Origin of the sequence: Actinokineospora spheciospongiae (assembly GCF_003182415.1) — a bacterium.
In the GTDB taxonomy this organism is placed as follows: domain Bacteria; phylum Actinomycetota; class Actinomycetes; order Mycobacteriales; family Pseudonocardiaceae; genus Actinokineospora; species Actinokineospora spheciospongiae.
On sequence record NZ_QHCP01000004.1, the window covers coordinates 377,002 to 399,530 of the forward strand.

18 protein-coding genes and 1 pseudogene are annotated in these 22,529 nt (G+C 73.1%); 11 read left to right on the top strand and 8 right to left on the bottom strand.

Annotation, left to right across the window (positions count from 1 at the left end):
• Nucleotides 1–91 precede the first annotated feature (91 nt).
• Entirely contained in the window at nt 92–1,567 is a 1,476-nt protein-coding gene (locus tag DFQ13_RS12730) for an alpha/beta hydrolase (protein ID WP_233438380.1), read from the bottom strand.
• Between the two features lie 125 nt (nt 1,568–1,692).
• Complete coding sequence (locus DFQ13_RS12735) at nt 1,693–2,751, bottom strand: aldo/keto reductase (protein ID WP_110079939.1); 1,059 nt, start codon at nt 2,749–2,751, stop codon at nt 1,693–1,695.
• Nucleotides 2,752–2,868: 117 nt separating this feature from the next.
• Between DFQ13_RS12735 and DFQ13_RS12740 the strand changes: the two genes are divergently transcribed.
• Entirely contained in the window at nt 2,869–3,702 is an 834-nt protein-coding gene (locus DFQ13_RS12740) for a helix-turn-helix transcriptional regulator (protein ID WP_110079940.1), read from the top strand.
• 10 nt (nt 3,703–3,712) lie between these two features.
• Here the strand turns inward: DFQ13_RS12740 and DFQ13_RS12745 are convergent, their stop codons facing one another.
• Nucleotides 3,713–4,516, bottom strand: a complete 804-nt coding sequence (locus tag DFQ13_RS12745; RefSeq protein WP_110079941.1) for an alpha/beta hydrolase — start codon at nt 4,514–4,516, stop codon at nt 3,713–3,715.
• 256 nt (nt 4,517–4,772) lie between these two features.
• Between DFQ13_RS12745 and DFQ13_RS12750 the strand changes: the two genes are divergently transcribed.
• Nucleotides 4,773–5,690, top strand: a complete 918-nt coding sequence (locus DFQ13_RS12750) for an AurF N-oxygenase family protein (protein ID WP_110079942.1) — start codon at nt 4,773–4,775, stop codon at nt 5,688–5,690.
• Nucleotides 5,691–5,693: 3 nt separating this feature from the next.
• On the top strand, nt 5,694–7,202 hold the full coding sequence (locus DFQ13_RS12755) for an FAD-dependent oxidoreductase (RefSeq protein ID WP_110079943.1): 1,509 nt from the start codon (nt 5,694–5,696) through the stop codon (nt 7,200–7,202).
• 287 nt (nt 7,203–7,489) lie between these two features.
• On the opposite strand, the gene DFQ13_RS35795 is transcribed toward DFQ13_RS12755, so the two are convergent.
• Nucleotides 7,490–8,377, bottom strand: a complete 888-nt coding sequence (locus DFQ13_RS35795; RefSeq protein ID WP_233438401.1) for an alpha/beta hydrolase — start codon at nt 8,375–8,377, stop codon at nt 7,490–7,492.
• Nucleotides 8,378–8,461: 84 nt separating this feature from the next.
• Nucleotides 8,462–9,109 carry a hypothetical protein gene (locus DFQ13_RS35800; RefSeq protein WP_325050927.1) on the bottom strand — a complete coding sequence of 216 codons (648 nt, stop codon included), beginning with the start codon at nt 9,107–9,109 and terminating at the stop codon, nt 8,462–8,464.
• A 417-nt stretch (nt 9,110–9,526) separates the two neighbouring features.
• Here DFQ13_RS35800 and DFQ13_RS12765 point away from each other — a divergent pair, with 417 nt between their 5' ends.
• From DFQ13_RS12765 to DFQ13_RS12780, 4 genes are all read left to right on the top strand, one after another.
• Nucleotides 9,527–11,722, top strand: coding sequence for a glycoside hydrolase domain-containing protein (locus DFQ13_RS12765; RefSeq protein WP_110079944.1), 2,196 nt, complete (start codon nt 9,527–9,529; stop codon nt 11,720–11,722).
• Between the two features lie 39 nt (nt 11,723–11,761).
• Nucleotides 11,762–12,106 (top strand): hypothetical protein, encoded by a 345-nt coding sequence (locus DFQ13_RS12770; protein ID WP_110079945.1) that lies wholly within the window; start codon nt 11,762–11,764, stop codon nt 12,104–12,106.
• A gap of 27 nt (nt 12,107–12,133) precedes the next feature.
• On the top strand, nt 12,134–12,799 hold the full coding sequence (locus DFQ13_RS12775; protein ID WP_110079946.1) for a hypothetical protein: 666 nt from the start codon (nt 12,134–12,136) through the stop codon (nt 12,797–12,799).
• 80 nt (nt 12,800–12,879) lie between these two features.
• Nucleotides 12,880–14,772, top strand: a complete 1,893-nt coding sequence (locus DFQ13_RS12780) for an FAD-dependent oxidoreductase (protein WP_110079947.1) — start codon at nt 12,880–12,882, stop codon at nt 14,770–14,772.
• Between the two features lie 32 nt (nt 14,773–14,804).
• Here DFQ13_RS12780 and DFQ13_RS12785 read toward each other — a convergent pair whose 3' ends face one another.
• Both DFQ13_RS12785 and DFQ13_RS12790 read right to left on the bottom strand, forming a co-directional pair.
• Complete coding sequence (locus tag DFQ13_RS12785) at nt 14,805–15,278, bottom strand: hypothetical protein (protein ID WP_219994397.1); 474 nt, start codon at nt 15,276–15,278, stop codon at nt 14,805–14,807.
• 97 nt (nt 15,279–15,375) lie between these two features.
• The gene (locus DFQ13_RS12790) at nt 15,376–17,145 is read right to left on the bottom strand and encodes a protein kinase domain-containing protein (protein WP_110079949.1); all 1,770 of its coding nucleotides are present in this window, start codon (nt 17,143–17,145) and stop codon (nt 15,376–15,378) included.
• A gap of 150 nt (nt 17,146–17,295) precedes the next feature.
• Between DFQ13_RS12790 and DFQ13_RS12795 the strand changes: the two genes are divergently transcribed.
• A complete protein-coding gene (locus tag DFQ13_RS12795) occupies nt 17,296–18,546 on the top strand; it encodes a right-handed parallel beta-helix repeat-containing protein (RefSeq protein WP_146241208.1) in 1,251 nt (416 codons plus the stop codon).
• Between the two features lie 61 nt (nt 18,547–18,607).
• Here the strand turns inward: DFQ13_RS12795 and DFQ13_RS12800 are convergent, their stop codons facing one another.
• Nucleotides 18,608–19,393 carry an FHA domain-containing protein gene (locus DFQ13_RS12800; RefSeq protein ID WP_035282671.1) on the bottom strand — a complete coding sequence of 262 codons (786 nt, stop codon included), beginning with the start codon at nt 19,391–19,393 and terminating at the stop codon, nt 18,608–18,610.
• A gap of 236 nt (nt 19,394–19,629) precedes the next feature.
• Between DFQ13_RS12800 and DFQ13_RS35950 the strand changes: the two are divergent.
• The 3 genes and pseudogenes from DFQ13_RS35950 to DFQ13_RS12810 form a co-directional block, all read left to right on the top strand.
• Nucleotides 19,630–20,265 (top strand): annotated as a pseudogene (locus DFQ13_RS35950) (serine/threonine-protein kinase); the annotation flags it as partial.
• 617 nt (nt 20,266–20,882) lie between these two features.
• Nucleotides 20,883–21,398, top strand: coding sequence for a hypothetical protein (locus DFQ13_RS34990; RefSeq protein ID WP_233438383.1), 516 nt, complete (start codon nt 20,883–20,885; stop codon nt 21,396–21,398).
• 168 nt (nt 21,399–21,566) lie between these two features.
• Nucleotides 21,567–22,448 (top strand): hypothetical protein, encoded by an 882-nt coding sequence (locus DFQ13_RS12810; RefSeq protein WP_110079952.1) that lies wholly within the window; start codon nt 21,567–21,569, stop codon nt 22,446–22,448.
• The last annotated feature ends 81 nt before the right edge of the window (nt 22,449–22,529 follow it).

Below are 22,529 nucleotides of genomic sequence, written 5' to 3' on the forward strand. Positions count from 1 at the left end.
CCCCGACCACCCATCCCGACCGCCCACGACGCCCGGCCCGGTTCACCCGGGCCGGGCGTCGTGGCGCATCCGCCGGACCTAAACCGCCTGTTCAGCCGCAGGTCAGGTCCGTCGCGGGGAGTGCTCCGCCGAGCAGGTGGTCCCGCACCGCCGTGTCGACGCAGGTGTTGCCCGCGGCCAGGTAGACGCCGTGGCGGAACGCACCGCGCAGGGTCACCAGGCGGGAACCGGGAAGGGCGCGGTGCAGGGCGAGCTGCCCCGCGTGCGGGGTGACGGGATCACCGTCGGCGCCGACGACCAGGACCGGGGCGCCGGTGTTTATGGTCGTGGGCGGTTCGACCGGGCGCACCGGCCAGAACGCGCACGGGGTGGTGTTGCGGGTCAGCGGACCGAACAGCGGTTCGTCGGCGCGGTGGGCCTGGATGTCGCGGAAGTAGGTGGCCGGGTCGCGGGACACGGCCCGGTCGGCGCACAGGATGGGCGTGCCAGCCCGGTCGGTGGCCGGACCCGCACCGGTGAGGACACCGGCCAAGGTGCGGTCCAGGGCCGGTGGCGGGGTGACGTCGACCCCCCGGGCCGCCGCGTCGAGCGTGCGAACGGTGGCGGTGAGGTCGGCCTGCGCCTCGGGGCTGTCGTCGTAGAGACCTGCGAGCAGCAGGTAGGGCAGGACATGTCCGTCCACTGAGTACTGTCCGACGCGAAGTGGTCGCCGGGTGGCGGCCTGGTCGACCCGGTTGACGGTGGCCAGGACCGCGTCGGTGTCGGCACCGAGTTCGCGGGCCGCCGCCGAGCCCGCCCAGTTCCGCAGCGCGGCGGTGATGGCGGGGGCGCTGCGGCGCAGCAGACCGGGTCCATAGACGGTGGGGTCGACCGCGGAGTCCAGCACGAACCGGTCGGCGTGCGCGCCGAACAGTTGCAGGTACACCGCGCCCAGGTAGGTCCCGTAGGACACCCCGAGGTAGGAGATCCGCTCCTCGCCGAGCGCCTGCCGGACGAGGTCGAGGTCCCGGGCGGTGTTGCGGGTCGAGGCGAAGGGCAGCAGGTCGCGGTCGGTGGCGCAGCCCGCCGCGAGCCGCCGGGCCAGGTCCGCGCTCTCGGTGAACGTCCGCCGGTCCGGACCGGCCGACCGCAGGAAGGTGTCGGTGTCCCAGTCGCAGCGCAGCGGCGCGCTGCGCCCGACGAACCTCGGGTCCACCCCGACGAAGTCGTAGCGCGCGGCGACCTCCGGCACCGCCCCGGCCAGCAGCACCTGCTCCATCCCCGGCACCCCCGGCCCGCCCGGGTTGACCACCAGCACACCCCGTCGCCGCGCCGGGTCGGTCGCCCGCACCCGCGCCAGCGCGATGTCGATCGACCGCCCGCGCGGCTGCCGGTAGTCCACCGGGACGCGCACCCGACCGCACTGCGCGCCCGCCTCGTCCAACGCCGCGCCCAGCGGGTCGTCCGGTCCGGTCGCGCACCCGTGCCAGACCACCCCCGCATCCCCCGACCCCGCCAGGGCCGGGGGAACGCCCACCACCGCCCCCACCGTCAGCACCACAGCCGCGGCCACCGCCACTCGACGCACCAGAACCCCCTTCGTAGGTGGTGTCGAAGGTAGGAACCGGCGGCCCTGCGGGCGATGGGGCAGACCCCCGCAACAGCCCGGTGGCTCGCCCCACCTGTCGCCGCCCGCACGGTCCCGGCAGGCTGTCAGCGGCGGCTCTCGATCTTCAGGTCCCCTCTCATCACGGTGCGGATGTGGTCACTGGCCAACAGGTCGTGCGGGAAGCCGAGGTCGATGGCGCTGGCCTCGTCGAGGCGGGCCAGGTGGGCGGCGGTGAGGTCGACCCCCAGGGCGCCCAGGTTCCCCTCCAGTTGCTCGGGGGTGCGGGCGCCGATGACCGGTGCCACCACGTCCGGGTTGCCCAGGGTCCAGGCCAGCGCGACCTGGGCGGGGGTGTGACCCAGCTCCGCGGCGACCTCCCGCACGGCATCGGCGATCCCCAGGTTCCGCTCGTTGATCATGCCCAGGCCCGCGTTGAAGCTCCTGCGGGTGCCCTCCCCGGTGTCCGCCGCGGTCAGGTCGGCGCGGCTGTACTTGCCGGTCAGCAGGCCGCCCGCCAGCGGCGAGTACGGGGTCACCCCCAGCCCCACCGCCCTGGCCATGGGGATCAGGTCGCGCTCCGCGGCCCGGTTGAGGAGGTTGTACTCGACCTGCAACCCGACCAGCGGCGACCAGCCGCGCAGGTCGGCGATCGCCTGCATGCGCGAGACTTCCCAGGCCGGGGCGTTGGACATCGCCACGTACAGCACCTTGCCCTGCCGGACCAGGTCGTCCAGGCCGCGCAGGATCTCCTCGACGGGTGTGGTGAAGTCCCACACGTGCAGGTAGAGCAGGTCGAGGTAGTCGGTGCCCAACCGCCGCAGGCTGGTCTCCACCGACGCGAACAGGCTCTTGCGGTGGCTCCCCGTGGAGTTCGGGTCGCCGGGCCTGCGCAGCGTCGTGTACTTCGTGGCCAGCACCAGGCCCTCGCGGTCGTCCCGGGTGAACTCGCCCAGCCAGCGTTCGGCGCTGCCGCCGGTGTAGGTGTTGGCGGTGTCGATGAAGTTCCCGCCGCGCTCGACGTAGGTGTCGAACAGCTTGCGCGCCTCGTCCTTCTCCGCACCCCAGCCGAACTCGGTGCCGAAGGTCGCCGTGCCCAGCGCCAGCGGTGAGACCCGCAGCCCGGAGCGGCCCAGCAGCCGGTAGCTGTCCAGGGTGAGCGACATCGTGTCCTCCTGTGCTCGTGATCCGCTGTCGGGACCGAGTCTGCGACCGCCGCGACCCGGGGATAAGGGAGAGGACTTCCTGGGAAGAGCAGTCCCACCCACGCTGTTGGACCGGGCATGACGACCCGCACGATCGACCCGGCGCGGGAGCTGGCCGCGTTCCTGCGGACCCGGCGCGAACGCCTGGACCCGCGCGACTTCGACCTGCCCCCGCGCGGGCGGTCCCGGCGGACCCCCGGGCTGCGCCGCGAGGAGGTCGCCGAACTGGCCGGGGTCAGCGTCGACTACGTCGTGCGGTTGGAGCAGGCCCGCGGGCTGCGGCCCTCGGCGGACGTGGTGGAGGCGCTGGCCGGGGCGCTGCGCCTGGCCCCCGACGAACGCGCCTACCTGTTCGACCTGGCCCACCAGCGCCCCCGCACCGCCGACCGGCCCGCCACCGCCGCGGCGCCGCCCCTGGCCCGGCTGGTCGCGGACCTGTCGCCGCTGCCCGCCATGCTGATGAACCACCGCTTCGACATCCTCGCCTGGAACAGCGAGATGGCGGCGCTGCTGGTGGACTTCGGCACCCTGCCGCCGTCGCAGCGCAACGCGATGTGGCTGTGCCTGCTGCACCCGGAGGTGAGCCGGTTCCACGACGACCGCGAGCACGTCGTGCGGCAGGGCATCGCCTACCTGCGCGCCGCGTGGGCCGCGCACCCGGAGGACCGGGCGTTGACCGGGCTCATCACCGAGTTGACCACCCACCACGAGGAGTTCGCGCGGCTGTGGGCCGAGCGGGACGTCAAGGTCAGCGGGCGGGGGCTCAAGGTGGTGCGGCGCCCCGACGTCGGGGTGATCGCGTTGGACTTCGAGGTGCTGGTGCCGGTGCAGGACCCGGACCAGCGGTTGATGATCTGCCGCGCGGCCGACGTCGCCAGCCGGTCCGCGTTGGACCGGCTGCGCGCGCGGTGAGGTCGAGCCGTCAGTCCTGCGGGCCCACAGGCAGGTGACGCCGGAACCAGGCGGTCAGGCCCGCGTCCACCTCGCGTGCCTGCGGCTGCTGCGGCGCGGGTTCGATGCCGGGCTCCTCGGCGAGCGGGTGCGCCAACCCGGGGATCGACAGCAGTTCGGCACCTCCCCCCACGGCGTCGACGAGGTCGAACGCGTCGGCCCGCAGTGCCGGGTGGTCCAGCTCGCCGCTGACGACCAGCAGCGGCGCGCGACCGGCGATCGCCCCCGCCTCGGCGACGAAGTCCAAGCCGTCGACGACCTCTGTGGACTCGGCGTCGTACCGGTACTCGCCCGGGAAGAGGTCCACGACGGACCGCATCCGGATGGCGGCGTTCACGACAGCGCCCGCCGCGACCGGGATGTCGGTCTCGGCGAGCACCCGCAGCGCGACGGCCCCGCCCAGCGAGCCGCCGAGCACCCCGATCGGGCCGCCGCCGACCGGCAACTGCTCGCGGATCGCTTCCAGCGCGGCCGGGAACTCCCCGGCCGCCTGCCGGACGAACGGGTGCAGGAACGACATCAGGGCGTCCTCGCGCATCAGCGCCACGATGGCGTCCGTGCTCCCGTCGACCATGCGCGCCCCGCACATCGGCATGCCCAGGTGCACCCGCCAGGCGGGCAGGTCGAGCATCGGCAGCGCGGCGGCGAACGCGGCGTCCGACCTCGGCGGGTCCATCATGTGCCAACTGACGACCAGCGGCGCGGCACCACCGCCCGCGGGCGGCAGCGCGGTGAACGGCACGCCCGCCGCCGTACCCGTGATCAGGGGGTCCATGCGACCAAGGTAGGGCCGCCACCGGGTGTCGGGCCCCGCTTACGCCACCGGCGGAATCAGCACAGCGGCCACGCGCGGCCCACCCGCCGTGGCCCGCGAGGTGGTGTAAGTCCGAGCCGGGTGGGGCACCCGGTGGAAGAGGGTGTTGACCAACCCGCGCGAGCAGGGAAGATTACCCGTGCGGCCCTGGCGTCAGGTGTGTTACCTTGGGTAACAGTAACCTCGGGTAACATTCTCCATGACGTCAGGAGGCCCCATGACCAGCGTCGATCCTCGTGGCCGCACGGACGTGTTCGCGCCGGACCGGCAGGCCGTCGCTCGCACGCTGCTGGACTCCGCGCGCACCTCGTCCTACGACCCCGTGGAGGAGGTCGACTGGGAGACCCCGCTCGACACCGCCTTCCACGGCGCGAGCCCGGAGTGGAGCACCCTGTACGGCACCTCGTACTGGGACGAGATGACCCCCGAGCAGCAGCGCGAGCTGACCCGCCACGAGGCGGCGTCGGTCGCCAGCACCGGCATCTGGTTTGAGATGATCCTGCAGCAGATGGTGCTCAGGGACTTCTACGCCAAGGACCCGACCGACCCCGCGTTCCAGTGGGCGCTGACCGAGATCGCCGACGAGTGCAGGCACTCGATCATGTTCGCCCGCGGCGCCGCCAAGCTGGGCGCCCCCGCCTACCGGCCGCGCCGGGTCATCGTGGAACTCGGCCGCGGGTTCAAGACCCTCGCCTTCGGGGAGGCCGCCTACGCCGCGATCCTGGTCGCCGAAGAGGTCCTCGACGTCATGCAGCGCGACTGGATGCGCGACGAGCGGGTGGTGCCGTTCGTGCGCACCATCAACAACATCCACGTGGTCGAGGAATCCCGGCACATGAAGTTCGCCAGGCAGGAGACCAAGGAGCGGCTGGCGGGCGCGGGCTGGGCGCGCAAGCAGTTCAACGCCCTCGTGGTCGCGATCGCCGCCTACGCCATCGTCACGAGCATGTGGAACGAGGACATCTACGCCAACGCGGGCCTCGACGCCGAGCGGGCCCGCCGCGAGGCCAAGGTCAACGAGCACCACAAGGCGATGCTGCGCTCCAGTTGCGCCGGGCTGATGGAGTTCCTGCACTCCGCGGGCCTGCTCACCCGCGCCGCCACCGTCTTCTACAAGCGCGCGAACCTGATCTGAGCCATGGCCTTCGCGATCACCCAGACCTGCTGCAACGACGCGTCCTGCGTCTCGGTGTGCCCGGTCAACTGCATCCACCCGGCACCGGGTGAGCCCGACTTCGGCAGCACCGACATGCTCTACATCGACCCGGGGACGTGCATCGACTGCGGCGCGTGCGTCGACGCGTGCCCGGTGGACGCGATCTTCCCGGTCGCCGCCCTGACCGGGCCGCTGCAGGTCTACGCCGGGATCAACGCCGAGTACTTCGCGGGCCGGGACGTGATCGCGGAGGCCGCCACGCCGAACCTGCACCCGTGGGGGCCGCCGACGTTCGAGCGCACGATCCCCGGCAACCCCGCGCCGCTGGAGGTGGCGGTCGTGGGGACCGGTCCGGCGGGCATGTACGCCGTTCAGGACCTGCTGCTGCGCACCAACGCGCGCATCACCCTGATCGACCGGCTGTCCGTCGCCGGTGGCCTGGTGCGGTTCGGCGTCGCACCGGACCACCCGGCCACGAAGAAGATCGGCGAGGCGTTCGCCCGCTTCCACAGCCACCCCAGGCTGCGACTGCGGTTGGGCGTCGAGGTGGGTCGGGACGTCACGGCGGCGGACCTGGCGGCGCGGTACGACGCGGTCGTCTACGCCGTCGGCGCCTCCTCGGCCCGCACCCTCGGCATCCCCGGCGAGGACCTGCCCGGCAGCCTGGCCGCCACCTCCGTCGTGGCCTGGTACAACGGCCACCCGGACGTCGCCGGGGACGCGGTCGACCTGTCCGCCGAGCGCGTGGTCCTGGTGGGCAACGGCAACGTCGCGGTGGACGTGGCGCGCATCCTCACCGCCGACCCGGACGCGTTGGCGGAGACGTCCATCGCCTCCGCCGCGCTGACCCGGTTGCGCGAGAGCAAGGTCCGCGAGGTCGTCCTCCTCGCCCGCCGGGGCCCGGAGGACGCCGCCTACACCCGCGCGGAGCTGATCGCCCTCCTCGCCCGGGACGACGTCGACGTGGTCGTCGACTCCGAAGACCCCCGCACGGTGCGGACCATCGCCGAAGCGGCTCCTCCCGACAAGGCGGCGCTGCTGCGCGGGGTGGCCCAGGAGGCCGTCGACTGGTCCGCCCCACCCGCGCCCGGCCGCAGGCGCATCGTGCTCCGCTTCCACTCCGCGCCCTTCGAGGCGCTCGGGGACACCCGGGTGCGCGGGCTGCGCGTCTCCGGTGCCGACGGCATGGTCGAGATCGCCGCCGACCAGGTCATCCGGTCGGTCGGCTACCACGGCACCCCCGTGCCCGGCCTGCCGTTCGACGAGCTGACCGGCACCATCCCGAACGCCGACGGGCGGGTGGCGGGCAGGCCGGGGGAGTACGTCGTCGGCTGGATCAAGCGCGGCCCCACCGGCGGCATCGGCACCAACAAGGCCGACGCCGCCGAGACGGTGGACGCGATCATCGCCGATGCCGCCGATGGCAGGCTGTCCAAGCGCAACCGCCGGTCCGTGACCGCCCTGGTCTCCCGCCTGCGCAGCCGCGTCTGACCCGTTGCCCGTCGCCGCCCCGGCGGTGGCGGGCAACGTCGGAACCCGTTCCGCCACGCCATTCCGGCGTTGCCCCTGCCCATCAGGCTCGAAGACGGCAAAGCACCAGTCCGTCCAAGAATGCAGCTATTAGCTATCAACTATAAAGATATCCGGGGGACCGATCACCGCAGCGGGCGGACCGCTGCCGGACGGCGGACCACTGCCGGACCGCAGACCGCTACCGGACAACGAACCGCTGCCGGACGGCGGATCGGGGAGCACCCGGGCCGCCGTCCGGCCGGTGGTCACGGCGCAGGGAAAGCCTGTTCGTCCGGCTGGCACACGGTCCCCTTCGCCGGGACCGCGAGGTTGATCAGGTAGTCGGTGGCGATCCGGTCGGCGCAGTCGCTGCGGCCGAGGATGGTGTGGCCGATCGCCTCGACCGTCACCAGGCGGGCGTTGCCCAGTTGGGTGGACATGCGCTGCGCGAAGGTGTACCGGGTCGCCGGGTCGTGGGTGTTGTTGACCAGCAGCACCGGGTTCGGGGTGCGGCGGTTCCAGGGACCGGTGTACCGGTCGGCCCAGCGCGCGGCGAACGGCCACTGCACGCAGACCCCCGGGTCACCCCAGGCCAGGCCGCGGCCGAAGGTGGGCATGGCGCGGTCCCACGCGTCGGCGATCGGGGGCACCAGGCCGGGCCAGTGCAGGAACGGCTTGTCCGCGCAGTTCACCGCGGCGTAGGAGTCGTCGCCGGTGTAGGGGGAGTCCGGGAGGGCGTCGACGACGGGGTCGAAGGCGTTGGCGGGCAGGGTGATCGCGGGTGTGGCGGCTGTCCGGGCCTGGGTCCCGCTCGGGTGCAGGGCGTCGTGGGCGGATTGCAGGAGGATCGCCACGGTCGGCAGGTCGACCGTCTGGTTGTAGAGGGCCCTGGACATGAAGTTGGTGAACGCCTCGAACGTCATCCGCCAGTCCGGGCTCAGCGCCGGGAAGCGCAGGGTGCCCTCCCGCTCGGCGGTTTCCCGCAGTTCGGTGAACTTGGCCTTGGCGTCGCCGCTGAACGCGCACGCCGCCGGGCCCGCCAGGTCGCACTGGGTCAACACCTCGTCCAGCACCAGTTCGAAGCTCTCGGTGCGCTGCCGGTCGTACTCCAGGCCGTTGGTGGTGCGCAGCCGGGGGTCGACGTTGCCGTCCATGACGATCGCCCGCGCGTTCTGCGGGAACAGGTTGGCGTACGTCGCCCCGATGAGGGTGCCGTAGGAGAACCCGAGGAAGTTCAGCTACGCGTCGCCGACCCCGGCCCGCAGCAGGTCCAGGTCGCGGGCGACGTGCTCGGTGGACATGTGGTTGAGCAGCGGCCCGCCGAGTTGGGCGCAGGCCCGGCCGTAGTCGCCGTAGGCGGCGTTGGTGCTGCGCTCCTGCTCCTCGGTGAGCGGGATCGCGGAGATGCGCGCGTTGAGGGCGTCGAGGTCCTCCTGGGTGGTGAAGCAGCGCACGGGCGAGCTGCGTCCCACCCCGCGCGGGTCGAACCCGATCAGGTCGAACCGGGACAGCACGTCGGGGGAGAGGTAGCTCTTCATGGCCTTGGGCAGCGCGTAGCCGCTGCCGCCCGGGCCGCCGGGGTTGAGGAACAGCGCCCCGATCCGGGTGTCCGGGTTGTCGGCGGCCCGGCGCATCAGCGCCAGCTCCACCGTGCCGAGCTGTGGCCGGGCCGGGTCGATGGGGACCGGGTACCGCGCGCAGGAGTAGCGCAGCACCTCGTTGGCGGGCAGGCTGACCAGGTCCTCGTACGCGCACGGCCCCCAGGCCACGGGCGCGGGTGCCGCGGGTCCGGCGACAGCGGGTGCCGCGACGGCCCCGGTGGCGCCGACCACCAGCGCCGCCACGGCGACCAGCCGTCCGAGTGATCTTCGGGAATGGGTGCTCATCGTTGACTCCTCCCAGGACCCGCACACGGTGCGGGCTCGGGAAGGATCACACTGCGGCGGTGTCCGCCGACAGCGTCCGACAAGTCCAATCGTCTTCGGCGAATGGACGCGTGCTCGCATTCTTGTCAATCCCGGACAGGTGTTCCCGTGGTGATTCCGTGCTTTTCCCGTGAAGGTTCCGCGTGCCGGGTCTGTTGTTGCTCGACAACGTTCTCCGGCTGTGGCTAGCATGTTTTCGACACTGGGGAGTGGCCGGGAGTCGCGGGCGGGGGCCGCGGCCCGGTCTTCGACCGCCGGCGGGGCCGGCTCGTTGTGGGGATTCCATTCGCGTGGTGCGTGCGCCGCGGGCTTTTCGCCCGCGCGTTCGGCGGCGCGCGTCCGCATTGCCGTCCGAGGGGCGGCGGGGAGGTCTGTGGCGTGGTCGACGAGATGGTTGTCCGGGCGCAGCGGTTCATCAACTCCTATTCCGTGGCCGGGATTCCGAAGGTGGCGGAGAACGGCAAGACCGGGTGGCCGGTGATGTACGCGCTCACCCGCGCGTTGCAGTACGAACTGGGCATCACCGCCCTGTCCGACAGCTTCGGGCCCACCACGCTGGCGGCGCTGCAATCGCGGTTCCCGGTGATCGACGCGGGCACCAGGCACGCGAACGCCTACCGGATCGTGCAGTCCGCCCTGTACTGCAAGGGGTACGACGGCGGCAACATCGACGGCACCTTCAACTCCCGGGTCTCGGCCGCCGTCACCCGCCTCAAGCAGGACATGGGCGTGTCCGTCGCCCATCCGGGCGACGGTGTCACCCCGAAGGTGTTCAAGGCGCTGCTGACCATGGACGCCTACGTGACCCTCCCCGGCGGCGGGGAGCAGATCCGGTCCGTGCAGCAGTGGCTCAACGGCCGCCACCAGGCGCGCCGCAACTTCTTCATCATCCCGTGCGACGGCCACTTCTCGCGGGACGTGCAGAGGGCGCTGGTGTACGCGATCCAGTACGAGATCGGGATGGGCGACGACGTGGCCAACGGGGTCTTCGGGCCCGGCACCAGGGACGGCATCCGGGCGCACCCGCTCGCCACCGGCAGCACCGGCACCTGGGTGTCGCTGTTCAGCGCCGCGCTGATCTTCAACCAGCGGCCCGGGGTGGTGTTCACGACCGCGTTCGGCAGCGACCTCGCCGCGGCGGTCCGGGGCTTCCAGTCCTTCGTCGCGCTGCCGGTGACCGGCACCGGGGACTTCGCCACCTGGGCGTCGTTGCTGGTGTCCACCGGGGACGCGACCCGGCGGGGGACCGCGGCCGACTGCGTCACCGAGGTCACCGCGGACCGGGCCGTCGCCCTGCGCGCCGCGGGGTACCGGGTGGTGGGCCGCTACCTGGCCAACGCGCCGGGGTCTTCGCTGAACAAGCAGATCCAGCCCGGCGAGTTGCAGCGGCTGCGGTCGTTCGGGCTCAACTCGTTCCCGATCTACCAGACCCTGGGCGGGTCCGCGGACTACTTCAGCCACCAGCAGGGCGTGGCCGACGCGCTGGCGGCGGTGCAGCGGGCGCGCCACCACGGGTACCGGCCGGGCACCCGGATCTACTTCGCGGTCGACTTCGACGCGCTGGACCACCAGGTCACCGAGAGCGTCCTGCCGCACTTCCGGGCGATCGCGGCGACCGCGGCCCAGTACGGTGCGGAGTACCGGGTCGGGATCTACGGCCCGCGCAACGTGTGCGGCCGGGTGGCGGCCGAGGGGTTGGCCGACGCCAGCTTCGTCTCCGACATGTCCACCGGGTTCTCCGGCAACCTCGGCTACCCCATGCCCGCGAACTGGGCGTTCGACCAGATCTCCACCATCTCGGTCGGGTCGGGCGCCGGGGCCATCGAGATCGACAACAACATCTCCTCCGGTCGCGACCCCGGCCAGTCGGGCTACGACCCCGAGGTCCCCGACAGCGCGCTCGACGTCAGCTTCGACCCGGCGAAGCGGGGCGCGCTGCTGGCCGACGTGCGCGCCTGCCTGGAGGGCCGGGGCGTGCCGGAGACCGGTGGCGACGGGTGGCAGGCCCTCACCCTGAACAGCACCACCGAGGCCGTGGACGTGGTGCTCGCCCTGGACTGGCTGATCACCCGCCTGGCCCGGTCCTACCGCATGCGCAAGGCCCTCATCCAGTGCCCGCTGCTGTGGGAGTACCGCGCCTACAACGTCGGGGACCCCGCGGCCGACGCGCTGGTGCGGCAGTACCACGAGGGCACCGGGGTCGGCCCGGCCGACTCCAGCACCGGGCTGGGGCAGGTCTTCGCCCGCACCGCGATCACCGCCACCAACCACTGCGTCCGGCAGGGCGTCATCGGCGGTCCGCTGAGGAACCCCGACGCCGACGCGGACCTGTGGGAGGTCTGGCAGAAGCTCAACGGCGACCCGGTGTACAACGTCGGCGTCATCCCCGCGGTGCACCTCTGGGGTGCGGCGGACATCGGGGTGGCCCGGCCGAACCCGCTGACCACCGAGGACGACAGCAGGCGGATCATGGCCCGGTACAACGGGACCGCGAACAGCTCCGTCGGCTACGGCGTCGCCATGGTGGACCTGTACCGGATCTTCGAGAGGTACCAGGCGCCGCTGCGCTCGTGACGCGCGGGAGATCGGGGGAACGTGGTCGGGGCTCGGCGGGTGGCTGCCTGGGCGGCGGCCACGGTGGCCAACTGGCTGCTCGGGCACCTGGCGCTGGTGCCGCTGATCCTCCTGGTGTACGCGATCGGCCAGGGCCTGCTCGTCCCGGCGGGTCTGGTGGTCGCGGACTGGCGGTACACCGGGCAACCGGGCGTCGACGCCGTCGTCGGCGGCGTGGGCGTGGTGTTGATCGCGGGGGTGTACCACCTGGTCAACTCCGGCTTGGCGTTGCTGTTGAAGGTGCCGTGGGGGTGGAGGTGGGCCTGGGGTGGCCTGCTGGTCCTGCTCCCGGGGACCCTCGCGCTGGCCTGGCCGTCGCTCTGGCGCTGCACCCAGTGGTTGTGAACCGTCCCCGACCCGGAAGGCCCTGTCATGTCGGAAGAACTCGCCGCACCCGAGCCCACCTCCGTGTTCGGCCGCCGGGCGCTGTTGCGCGCGGGCGTCGGTCTCGCCGCGGTGGCGGGGGTGGGCGCGGTGTCCACCACCCCGGCCGCCGCCGCGCCCGCGGCGCCGCCGGTGCGCGCCCCGTACGATCCGCGCACCGGTGCCACCAGTGCGAACGGCTGGCCGGTCGAGTCGTCCGCCGACGCGGGCGGGGCCGTGTGGACCCGCCCGGTCCCCGGCAGCGACCTGCGCGTCGCGCTGCGGGTGGGCGCGGTGGAGGCGGTCCTGGTGCACGTCGTCCGCCGCTACCACTACGAGGTCGACGCGCTGCGCGCGGGCGAGGTGACCGGCTTCCGCGCCACCGGCCTGTCCCGGCGCGGCCCGGACAGCAACTTCGGCTCGGGCACCGCGGTCGCGATCCGCCCCGGCTGGTACCCGGCGGGCACGACCGGTGACCTGACCGGGTTCCAGCGCGCCGTCATCGCCGACATCGTGGCGTCCTGCGCGGGCGTCGTCCGCTGGGGCGGCACGTTCGCCACCCCGTGGGAGGCGCACTTCCAGATCGACGTCGCACCCGGGGACCCCCGCCTGACCCGGGTCGCCGAGCTGGTCGGCGCGGGGCGGGGTGCGGGGGCGCTCGTCCTGGGCGCCTGAGCCGCCGCGCACCCCGCCGCCGGGCGCCAGTACACGATCCGGGACTGTCGGGACCCCGCCGAGCACGTGACAATCGAGCCATGCCCCACGACGCCGACACCGATGGTCCACCCAGCGTGCTGGTGGTGGGGGCCGGGATCGCCGGGCTCGCCGCGGCGCGGGCGCTGCGCGGACTCGGCCACCCCGTCACCGTCCTGGAGGCGCGCGACCGCGTCGGTGGGCGGATCTGGACCGACGGGCACGGGGTGGACCTCGGTGCGCACTGGATTCACGGCACGGACGGCAACCCGATCACCGAACTGGTGGAGGACCTGGGCATCCCGCACAGCTACGTCGGTGGCGACAGCGCCTACACCGGGGGGTTCGACAACCTCGACCTGTTCGGCGCGGGCAACCGCCCGGCGGGCCACCGCCACAAGAGCCGCACCCGGGAACTGGCCGACGACGTGCTGCACGAGCTCGAACAGCGGGCCGAGGCCGCGCGCCGGGGGCGGCACCCGGACACGCCGCTCGGCGAGGCCGTGCGCCAGGTCCTCGCCGAGCGCCGGTTGTCCCCCGAGGACGAGCAGGCGGTCCGCTACCACCTCAACGTGATCCTGCGCGAGGACGTCGCCGAGGACCCCGACAAGCTGTCGCTGAAGCACTGGGAGGACGGCTACCTGGTCTACGGCTACGGCGACAGCGTCCTGCACGAGGGCTACCGGTCGGTCGTCGACGCCCTCGCCGAGGGGCTGGACGTCCGGCTGGGCCACGTGGTCACGCGGATCGACACGGGGGCCGTGCCCGTGCGGGTGACGACCGACCGGGGTGGTTTCGAGGCCGACAAGGTGCTGGTGACGTTGCCGCTGGGGGTGCTCAAGGCCGACGCGGTGCGCTTCGAGCCCCCGCTGCCCGAGGCCAAGCGGACGGCGGTCGCCCGGTTGGGCTTCGGCACCCTGAACAAGATCGCCCTGCACTACCGGGAACCCTTCTGGCCGAAGGAGCAGTACGTCTTCGGCTACCTGTGCCGCGACACCGACCGCCACCCCACGGTCGTCATCAGCATGTGGAAGTCCCACGGCGCACCGGTCCTGGTGATGCTGCTCGGCGCCTCGCTCGGCCGCGAGCTGGAAACCTGGTCCGACGAGGAGGTGCGCACCTACGCCACCACCATCGTCGCGGACGTCTTCGGCGCGGGCGTGCCCGCGCCCGAGCACATCTCGCGCACCGCGTGGTCCGCTGACCCCTTCGCCAGGGGTTCCTACACCTGCATCGGCGTCGACGCCTCACCGAGGGACATCGGCACGCTCGCCGAACCGGTCGGCGACCGGCTGTTCTTCGCCGGTGAGGGCACCAACCCCCACCACTGGGGGTGCGTGCACAGCGCCTACGAGTCCGGCCTGCGCGAAGCGGCGCGGATCAGCGGGAACGCCGCCACCCACACCCCGCCGAACGCGGGCACCTCCCGCCGCCGGGCGCGCGATACCGACCGCGTGCTGCGCTTCGCGCGGATGCGGATGGCGCACGTCGGCGAGCGGGAACTGGCCGAACGGGTGGCGTGCCTGCGGGACAGCGCCGACCCGCACGGGGTGCGGCTGTTCACCTCGCTGGCCGACACCGAATTGGAAACCCTCGCCTCGATGTTCGACGAGATCCCGTTCACCGCGGGCGATTCCCTGTGCCGCGAGGACGACGCCGCGCACGGGGTGCTCCTGGTGGCCGGCGGCGAGGTCGAGGTCGACTTCGGCGGCGTCTACGACCGCGCGGTCCTGGGCCGAGGTGCCCTGCTCGGCCACCACGACCTGTTCGCCGACGCCCGCACCACCTCGGTCACCGCCCTCAGCGACGAGGTCCTGGTGTTCTACCTGGACCACTACCGGTACCGGAGCTTCCTGCACGCCTTCCCCGAGGTCCTGATGCTCATGATGGCGGACCTGGTCAAGCGGTGGGAGCAACTGGAGAGCGCCCTCGGCCCCACGACGCTGCGCCGCTAGGAGGCGGTGCCGACCCGGTCGCCGGGTGGCGGTCACCCCGTGGCCGCGGAACCCCGCCGGAGCGGCAGGAGCAGCGCGGCGCTGATGAGGAGGAACGCGCCCGACGACACGGCGTTGAGCAGGTTGTCGGTGGCGCTGTGCATGTCCAGGTGGCGCAGGTGGTAGGCGGTGTGGAAGACGTTGAACACCAACCAGGCCGCGCCGGTCGCCCGGACCAGGGCGGTGTCGGCCGCCCTGCTCGCCGCGAGCAGGGTCAGCACGGCGAAACCCAGGTAGAGGGCGCCGACGTCGGAGGACAGGTGCTGGTTGTAGGGGCCGAGCACCGGCAGCCACCGCAACCCGAAGCCGGGGAAGGAGCCGTACCAGGCTTCCGGGGCGAAGTAGGCCCACCCGCCGATCCCCAGCGCCACCACCCCGAGCACGACCAGCAGCACCCGGCGGGTCCCCGGGCTCACCGCCAAGCCTGCCCCCCGCCGGACCCGGCGCACCTCGTCACCGCGACTCACATTCGCCTCCCGTTCCCCTGGGTTCTACCCCGGGACGCGGGGGAGCACCTGCCGTCGGGCCAACAAGACACGATCGGGCGGTGCGACGGGTACGAGGTCACGGGAGCCGGGCGACGGCGGCGGCGGCGGGGGTGCGCGCGGTCTCGCACAGCGCCGCCTGGTCGGTGCCGCCCGGGTCCTTGAAGTCGACGACCACGATTTCCTCGCGGTCCTCCTCGGTGCCGTGCAGCACCGACGGCGGGGTGTAGAACCTGTGCACGACCTGCACCTGGCACGTCTTCCCGGTCGCCGCGATGACCGCGTTGCGGTCGCCGACGCGGATTCGCGTGCCGACCACGTCCGCGTCGTCCTCGATCGGCCACTCCCGGCTGAAGTGGACCCGCACCGTTCTGCGGTCGTGGTCCCAGTCGCACTGCCAGCCGCCGAGGCTCGCGTCACCGGCTTCGACCGATCTGAGGGCGGTGGCCACATCGGACCCCGACAGCAGGGCGCAGGCGTCGACGTGGGCCAGTGACCAGGAGGGGAGGGGTTGGGCGCGGTGGGGGAGCGGGCCGTTGGCGAGCATCTGCGCCACCGTGCCGACCACGGTTTCGGAGATCGCGCACACGGGGGTGTTCTCCGCGTCGTCCAGCGGCCGGGACGTGATGACCACCCGGTTGAGGTCGGCCAGGGGCAGTGCGCGGGTGCAGGCGCCGTCGCGGACGTCCGGGCGTTCGATCCCACCCACCTGCCCCGGTGTCGGTGGCCGGGGCGGGTACCGGAGTGGGCCGGTCAGGTCGAGGTGGGTCTGCACCTGCCCCGCCTCGTCCGGCAGCGTGGTGGTGACGACGCAGGTGCCGAAGTTGCCCAGTTCCGGGTCGATGAAGGCCTCGCCGAACCCGGCCAGGGCGTCGGTGGACAGCGCGGCGCAGGGGTCGGCCGCGGCCGGGTCCGCGCCCAGCGTGCCGGGGAGGTCGCCGTCGCGCTCCGGTGGGCCCGCCGTGAGGGCGAAGGTGGTCACCAGGGCGATGGCGCCCACGCCCGCGGCCGCGGCGGCGAGCCTGCGCCGCCGGCGACCCGGCGGGCCCGGCCGCCGCGGGGGGACCTCCTGCCCGCCCGCGAGCGCGAGGGTGGCCTCGGCCGCGGTCGGGCGCCCGGCCGGGTCGACGCGCAGCAGGGCGGTGAGCACCGGGCGGAGCCGGTCGGCGCGGTGGAAGGGGTCGACCCGGCCCGCGGCGGCGCGGCGCATCTGCACGAACGGGCCGTCCTCCCCGGTGCCCCAGGGCGAATGGCCCTCCACGGCCGCGTACAGCGTCGCGCCGAGGGAGAACACGTCCGCGGCCGGTCCGGCGTCGTGGCCGTCGGCCACCTCGGGGGCCACGTAGCCGACGGTCCCGGTGAGCTGCGCGCCGCCGGTGCGGGTGACCTCGGCCCAGCGCGCGATGCCCAGGTCGGTCAGCTTCGCGGTGCCGTCCCCGGTCACCAGGACGTTGCCCGGCTTGACGTCGCGGTGCACGATCCCGCGCGCGTGCATGGCCGCCAGCGCGTCCGCCAGTTGCGCGCCGATGCGCGCCACCAGGTCCTCCGGCAGCGGCCCGTCGGCCTCGATCACCTGCTCGAGGCTGCGGGCGGGCAGGTACTCGGTGACCAGCCAGCGCTCCTCGCCGTCGACGACCGTGTCGAAGACGGTGACCACGTTCTGGTGCAGCAGCCCGGCGCCGATCCGGGCCTCGCGGCGGATCTGCCCGGTGTCCCCGTCGCGGGACCGCTTCAGCGCGACCGCTCGGCCCAGTTCCAGGTCGGTCGCGCACCAGACCACCCCCATCCCGCCTTCGCCGAGCTCTTCGTCCAGGCGGTAGCGGTCGGCGATGACGTGGTCGGCTCGCACCGGACCAGTCTAGGCAGCGCCGGTGCCCGGCGCGGTCGGCCCCGGACCGGGGCACCTGAACGGACCACCGGGCGCGGGGGACCGGTCCCGCGCACCGGCGGTAGAACCGGGGCGACGCCGGGAGTGCCCGCGTCGGAACAGGGGGCGATGATGCTGGAACGAGCCTGCGCGTTGGCGCTGGTGGCGGTGGTGGTCCTGCCGGGCACCGGCTCGGCGACGGCGGCGGCCGGGCGGGTCCTCGCGGTCGGGCCGGGCGCCCGGTACGCCACGCCGCAGGCCGCCGCCGACGTCGTGCGGCCCGGCGACACCGTCGCGATCGCCGCGGGCACCTACCCGGGCGGGCTCACCATCCGCACCGACGGCACCCCGCGCCGCCCCATCACCTTCACCGGCGTGGGCGGCCCCGCCGTCATCACCGGTGCGGGTGGGCCCGACGGGCTGCTCGCGGTGGGGAACCACTCCTGGCAGCGGTTCCTGAACCTGGCGGTGTCCGGCTCGCGGGGATTCGGTGCCCACGCCAACGGCGGCCACGACCTGGAGTTCGGCGGCTTCACCGTCGACGGCTCCCGCGACGGCGGGCTGGTCCTGGTCGGCACGTCCCGCGTCTCGGTGCACTCCTGCGACATCCACGGCACGAACGCGCGGGGCACCTCGGCCGACCACGAGGCGCTGAGCATCGCGTCCGGTTCCCGCGACGTCGAGGTCCGGCACTGCCGGGTCCACGACAACGGCGAGGAGGGCATCGACGTCAAGTACACCGACCACGCCCGGGTGAAGATCCACGACAACGTGGTCACCGACAACCGCGGCCCCAACATCTACGTGGACTCCGCGACCTCGGTCGACGTGTACAACAATGTCGTCTCCGGTGCGGAGAACAGCACCAAGGCGGGCATCGCCCTGGCCGTCGAGGACTACTCGACCACCAGGCGGCTCGCGAAGGTCCGGGTGTTCAACAACGTCTCCACCGGGAACGCCCAGGCCGGGCTGAGCCTCTGGGTGGAATCCACCGGCACGATGTCCGACGTCCAGATCGTCAACAACACCTTCGCCGGGAACCGGCTCGGTGCGGTGGTCATCGACGCGGACCGCTTCCGCGGCCACAACGTCCTGCGCAACAACATCTTCGCCGAGGGACCCGTCGACACCGGCCCCTTCGTCAGCGACCACAACATGACCGGCGACCCCGGTTTCGCCGACCCGGCCGGGGGCGACTTCCACCTCACCGCGGGCTCGCCCGCCGTCGACGCCGGCTCACCCCGCCTGGCCCCCGCCTTCGACCTCGACGGCACACCCCGACCGGCGGGAGCGGGCCACGACGTCGGCGCGTACGAACTGGGCGGGACGACCACGCGACCAGAGCTCGGGCTTCGCCGCCCGGGTTGTACTGGCTGGAGCTGACCTGGTCCAGGGAGGCGCTGTGCCCGGTGGACTCGGTGAGCTGCCCGCCGCCGGGCAGCGGTCAAGGTGCGTTCGGGTCGTCCACGAGGTCGAGGTCGAGCGGGACGAGCGTGGTGGAGGAGATCAGCTCGCGCAGCAGGTTGACCGTCAGCGTCAGCCCGACCGGTTCGCCCACCTCTTCGCGCAGCAACCCGTGGACACCGCTCGCGGCGAGGCGGCCGCGGACGCCCGCGATGGTGTGCTCCACGCGCTTGGTCGTCCAGTTGGCGGCTGGCCGCAGTTCCCGGAGCTGGTCGGCTGCCTGCTGCCGGGACAGCGGCTGCGGGTGCGGGTCGTGCAGGAGGTAGCGCCTGCCCAGGACGACGAGGGCCAGCCGTTCCTCCTCGGTGAGGCGCCAGCGCTTCGGCGGCTGGGTGATGTCGTTGGGGCGCGGGGCGAGTTGGCTCCCGCCCGCGTCGGCGACGTACAGCTCCACCAGGTGTTCGCGGCCCCGGGAACCGCGCAGGAACAGCGGCGTGTACCCGGGGGCGAGGGGGAGCGGTTCGCCGTCTCGGTGCAGCAGCGGGGAAGCGGGCAGGCGGATGGGGGAGCGACCGGTGTTGGTCACCCACCAGCGGCCGCCGCGGTGGTCGAGCACGCCGTGCTCGCGGCTGACGGTCACGTCGTTCTCCCCGACGCACACCTCCACCCGCGGTCGGTTGCGGCCGAACCGGACCCGCCTGCCCTCGCTCGGCTCGACGGTGACCCCACCGGTCAGCGTGAGCGCGGACAGCCCTCCGGGCGGGACCCGCGCCGCACCGAGCACCAGGCTCCGCACGGCAATCGGCTCCACGGGCGCGAACTGCATGTCGATCTCCCCAGGCGGTTGTGCGTAGTCCGACCACGATATTCCGGTCACCCGGGACCGGTCCCGAGCGGCGGGCCGGGGATCTGCCGCCGCCGCGGGTGGGCGCGCGAAACCCTGACGGGCAAAGGCCATCGCCCCTCGACTTGGCGGTTCGGGCTGTTACCTTCTCGCTCATGCAGCGTGGGGACATGATCGCGGGGCGTTACCGGCTGGAGGAGCAGATCGGTGCCGGGGGGATGGGTGTCGTCTGGCGGGCCACCGACTCCGAACTGCGGCGGGTGGTGGCGCTCAAGCGGTCCACCGGCGGGAACGACGCGCAGCTTCGGCGGGAGGCGCAAATGGCCGCCGGGTTGCAGCACCCGAACGTGGTCAGCATGTACGACGTGGTGGTCCACGGTGCCGACCGGTGGCTGGTCATGGAGTACTTCCCGGCGCGCAGCATCGCCGCCACCCTCGCCACCACCGGCCCGCTGACGCCGCGGGCCGCGGCCGGGGTGGGCGCGCAGATCGCCGCCGCGCTCGTGGCCATGCACGACCGCAGGATGGTCCACCGCGACGTCACCCCGGGCAACGTACTGGTGGCCGAGGACGGCACCGCCAAGCTGACCGACTTCGGCATCGCCCACTGGGCCGAGCTGACCAACACCGGCGACGCCAGGGTCGTCGGCACCCCCGCCTACATGGCGCCCGAGGTGGCCAACGGCACCCCGGGCGGCCCGGCCGCCGACGTGTTCTCCCTCGGGGCCACCCTGTTCGCCGCCGTGGAGGGCCACTCCCCGTGGGGACCGCCGAGCCACGACCCGCACGCCCAGCAGCGGCGGGCGATGGCGGGCGACCGCTGCCCCACCACCCGGGCCGGGGCGCTCGAACCGCTGCTGTCCGACCTGCTCGCCCACCACCCCGACGTCCGCCCGACCCTGCGCGCGGCCAAGGTGCAGTTGGAGGTGATCTCCGGGATCACCGTCCCGATCAACCCGATGGCGGGCACGGCGGACGGCGCGACCGTCCCGGTCGGCCCGCCACCGCGCAAGCGGGGTGTCCTTGTCGGGTCGGCACTCCTGGCCGCGGCGGTGGCGGCGGGAGCGGTCGTCCACGCGAACAGCGGCTCGTCCTCCCTCGCCTCCCCGCTGGTGGGAAACGGCAACGTGGGGGACAAGCGCACCGCCGACCCGTGCTCCCTGCTCGACCCGAACTCCCTCGCCCGGTTCGGCAACCACGTGGTGCGGAAGGACACCGAGTACGGCGAGTTCAACCGCTGCGGCATGACCGTGCGGCTGGGCAAGGAGGAGAAGGACGTCGGGGAGGTGTGGGTCCGGATCGTGAACCCCGACGAGTACCGATCCCAGCCCCACACCCCCGGGGAACTCGAGGCGGGCGAGTTTCCCCCGAGCGCAACGGCGAGTGCGAGCGCCCGATCACGCTCCCGGACGGCAACCGGGTCGTCGTCACCGCCCGGAACCAGGGCGGGCACCCGTCCGAGCTGTGCTCCATGGCCTCCGACGTGTCGGGCAGCGTGCTGTCCAAGCTCGGCCAGGCCACCCAGATCCCCCGTCGTGGCAAGCCGTTCGACCCGCGGTCCCTGGCGAACGCCGACGCGTGCGCCACCCTCGCGGAGGACGAACTGGCCACGGTGTTCACCACCCCGGTGGCACCGGAGCCCGACTTCGGCAACTGGACCTGCTACTGGCAGACCGACTCCTTCGACCTCACGCTCGTGTTCAGCCGGGAGTGGCCCGAGGATGCCGATGACGACGAAACCACCGTCTCCACCGGGGTCGGCGAAGCTCACGTCGGCACCGACTCCAATGCGGACGAAGGCGCCACGGGGTGCGAGATCGAAATCATCCACCGCAGGTACGTCGAGCACACCGCGGTCAACGACGACTGGATGGAGGTCGCCACGCTCAGCCTGGACAGCGAGGACGGCAGCGTCCCGGAGGAAGCCCTGTGCGAGAAGGTGACCGCGCTCGGCCGGGTGATCGCCCCCCGGTTGCCCGGTCGCTGAGCGACCCACGGCTCCGCCACCCGGATCGGGGTCGACGACGTGCGGCCACTGCGGACCCAAGCCCGGGCGGGAACCCGCCCAGCGCGGTGGGTGTCCGCTTCGGGCGGTTCGCCTCCCCTGTGACGGAGGCGGTGTAACGCAACGGCGGGCCCGGGCAATACCGGTGGCATGGGGGATGACTTCCGACCGGCGAACAGGTCCGGCTTCTTCGCGCGCCACGGGAACGCGATCATCATTTCTGTCCTCGCCGCGGTCACGCTGGTGGTGGGTGTGCTGTCCGTGCGGCAGACCCACCCGGAACTGCTGTCCGGGTTGCTCGGCACCGGTCCTGGCCCCGCCGCCGCGGTGCCCGTGCCGGTGACGCCCACCGTCGACCTGGCCCACCCCTTCGCGGGCACCGCCGTGGAGGGGTGGGCCGACGGTGAGGCCGGGATCGTGGCCCCCGTCGCGGCGCCGCTCGCCGGGTTCACCCGGGCGCAGGTCGCCGACGCGCTCGACCGGGCCCGCCGGGCGCTGATCAGCGCCCGGATCGACCCCCGGGTCCTCCACGGCACCGACGTGCACCTGCTGGCCGACCAGTTCGCCGCGCCGAAGCGGGCCGAGGTGCTCGCCTCCCCGCACCTGCGCACCGCGATCGCCGAGGGCAGCACCCTGCTGGACGGGGTGCCGGTCAAGGTCACCGGCACCATGACCGTCCAGGCGGGCCGACGCGGCGAGCTGATCATCGACATGAACCACTCGTTCGCCTACGCCTTCACCCCGCGCAACCGGGCGGTGCTGACCGGACCGATGCAGATCATCAGCGTCGTCCGGGCCCAGTCCCAGTACGGCTTCTACGGCTTGGCCGACTGGCCGGGCGTCGGCCGGGGGCTGACCCCGTTGGACCACTCGCGGTTCTTCTACTCGATGAGCTGCTCGGCCGCGGTCCGGGGCCACCTGGCCCCGGCGGACGCCGAGCTGGTCAACCCGGGCGGCTCCACCCCCGAGGAGGACCGCAAGCGGATCTTCGACCCGTCGCTGCCGATGCCCGACCCCAAGGGAACCTGCTGACCGAGGGGGTCGTGACGCCGGAGAACTCCGAGGTGGTCAGCCTTCGCCCCCGGCCGCAGTGGGCGGAATCGTGGCTGCTCC

Excerpts from the sequence above, each read along its gene's own strand:
- DFQ13_RS12735 (WP_110079939.1), bottom strand. The coding sequence starts at position 2,751 with ATGTCGCTCACCCTGGACAGCTACCGGCTGCTGGGCCGCTCCGGGCTG.
- DFQ13_RS12740 (WP_110079940.1), top strand. The coding sequence starts at position 2,869 with ATGACGACCCGCACGATCGACCCGGCGCGGGAGCTGGCCGCGTTCCTG.
- DFQ13_RS12745 (WP_110079941.1), bottom strand. The coding sequence starts at position 4,516 with ATGGACCCCCTGATCACGGGTACGGCGGCGGGCGTGCCGTTCACCGCG.
- DFQ13_RS12750 (WP_110079942.1), top strand. The coding sequence starts at position 4,773 with ATGACCAGCGTCGATCCTCGTGGCCGCACGGACGTGTTCGCGCCGGAC.
- DFQ13_RS12755 (WP_110079943.1), top strand. The coding sequence starts at position 5,694 with ATGGCCTTCGCGATCACCCAGACCTGCTGCAACGACGCGTCCTGCGTC.
- DFQ13_RS35795 (WP_233438401.1), bottom strand. The coding sequence starts at position 8,377 with ATGGACGGCAACGTCGACCCCCGGCTGCGCACCACCAACGGCCTGGAG.
- DFQ13_RS35800 (WP_325050927.1), bottom strand. The coding sequence starts at position 9,109 with ATGAGCACCCATTCCCGAAGATCACTCGGACGGCTGGTCGCCGTGGCG.
- DFQ13_RS12775 (WP_110079946.1), top strand. The coding sequence starts at position 12,134 with ATGTCGGAAGAACTCGCCGCACCCGAGCCCACCTCCGTGTTCGGCCGC.
- DFQ13_RS12780 (WP_110079947.1), top strand. The coding sequence starts at position 12,880 with ATGCCCCACGACGCCGACACCGATGGTCCACCCAGCGTGCTGGTGGTG.
- DFQ13_RS12795 (WP_146241208.1), top strand. The coding sequence starts at position 17,296 with ATGCTGGAACGAGCCTGCGCGTTGGCGCTGGTGGCGGTGGTGGTCCTG.
- DFQ13_RS12800 (WP_035282671.1), bottom strand. The coding sequence starts at position 19,393 with ATGCAGTTCGCGCCCGTGGAGCCGATTGCCGTGCGGAGCCTGGTGCTC.
- DFQ13_RS34990 (WP_233438383.1), top strand. The coding sequence starts at position 20,883 with ATGGCCTCCGACGTGTCGGGCAGCGTGCTGTCCAAGCTCGGCCAGGCC.
- DFQ13_RS12810 (WP_110079952.1), top strand. The coding sequence starts at position 21,567 with ATGGGGGATGACTTCCGACCGGCGAACAGGTCCGGCTTCTTCGCGCGC.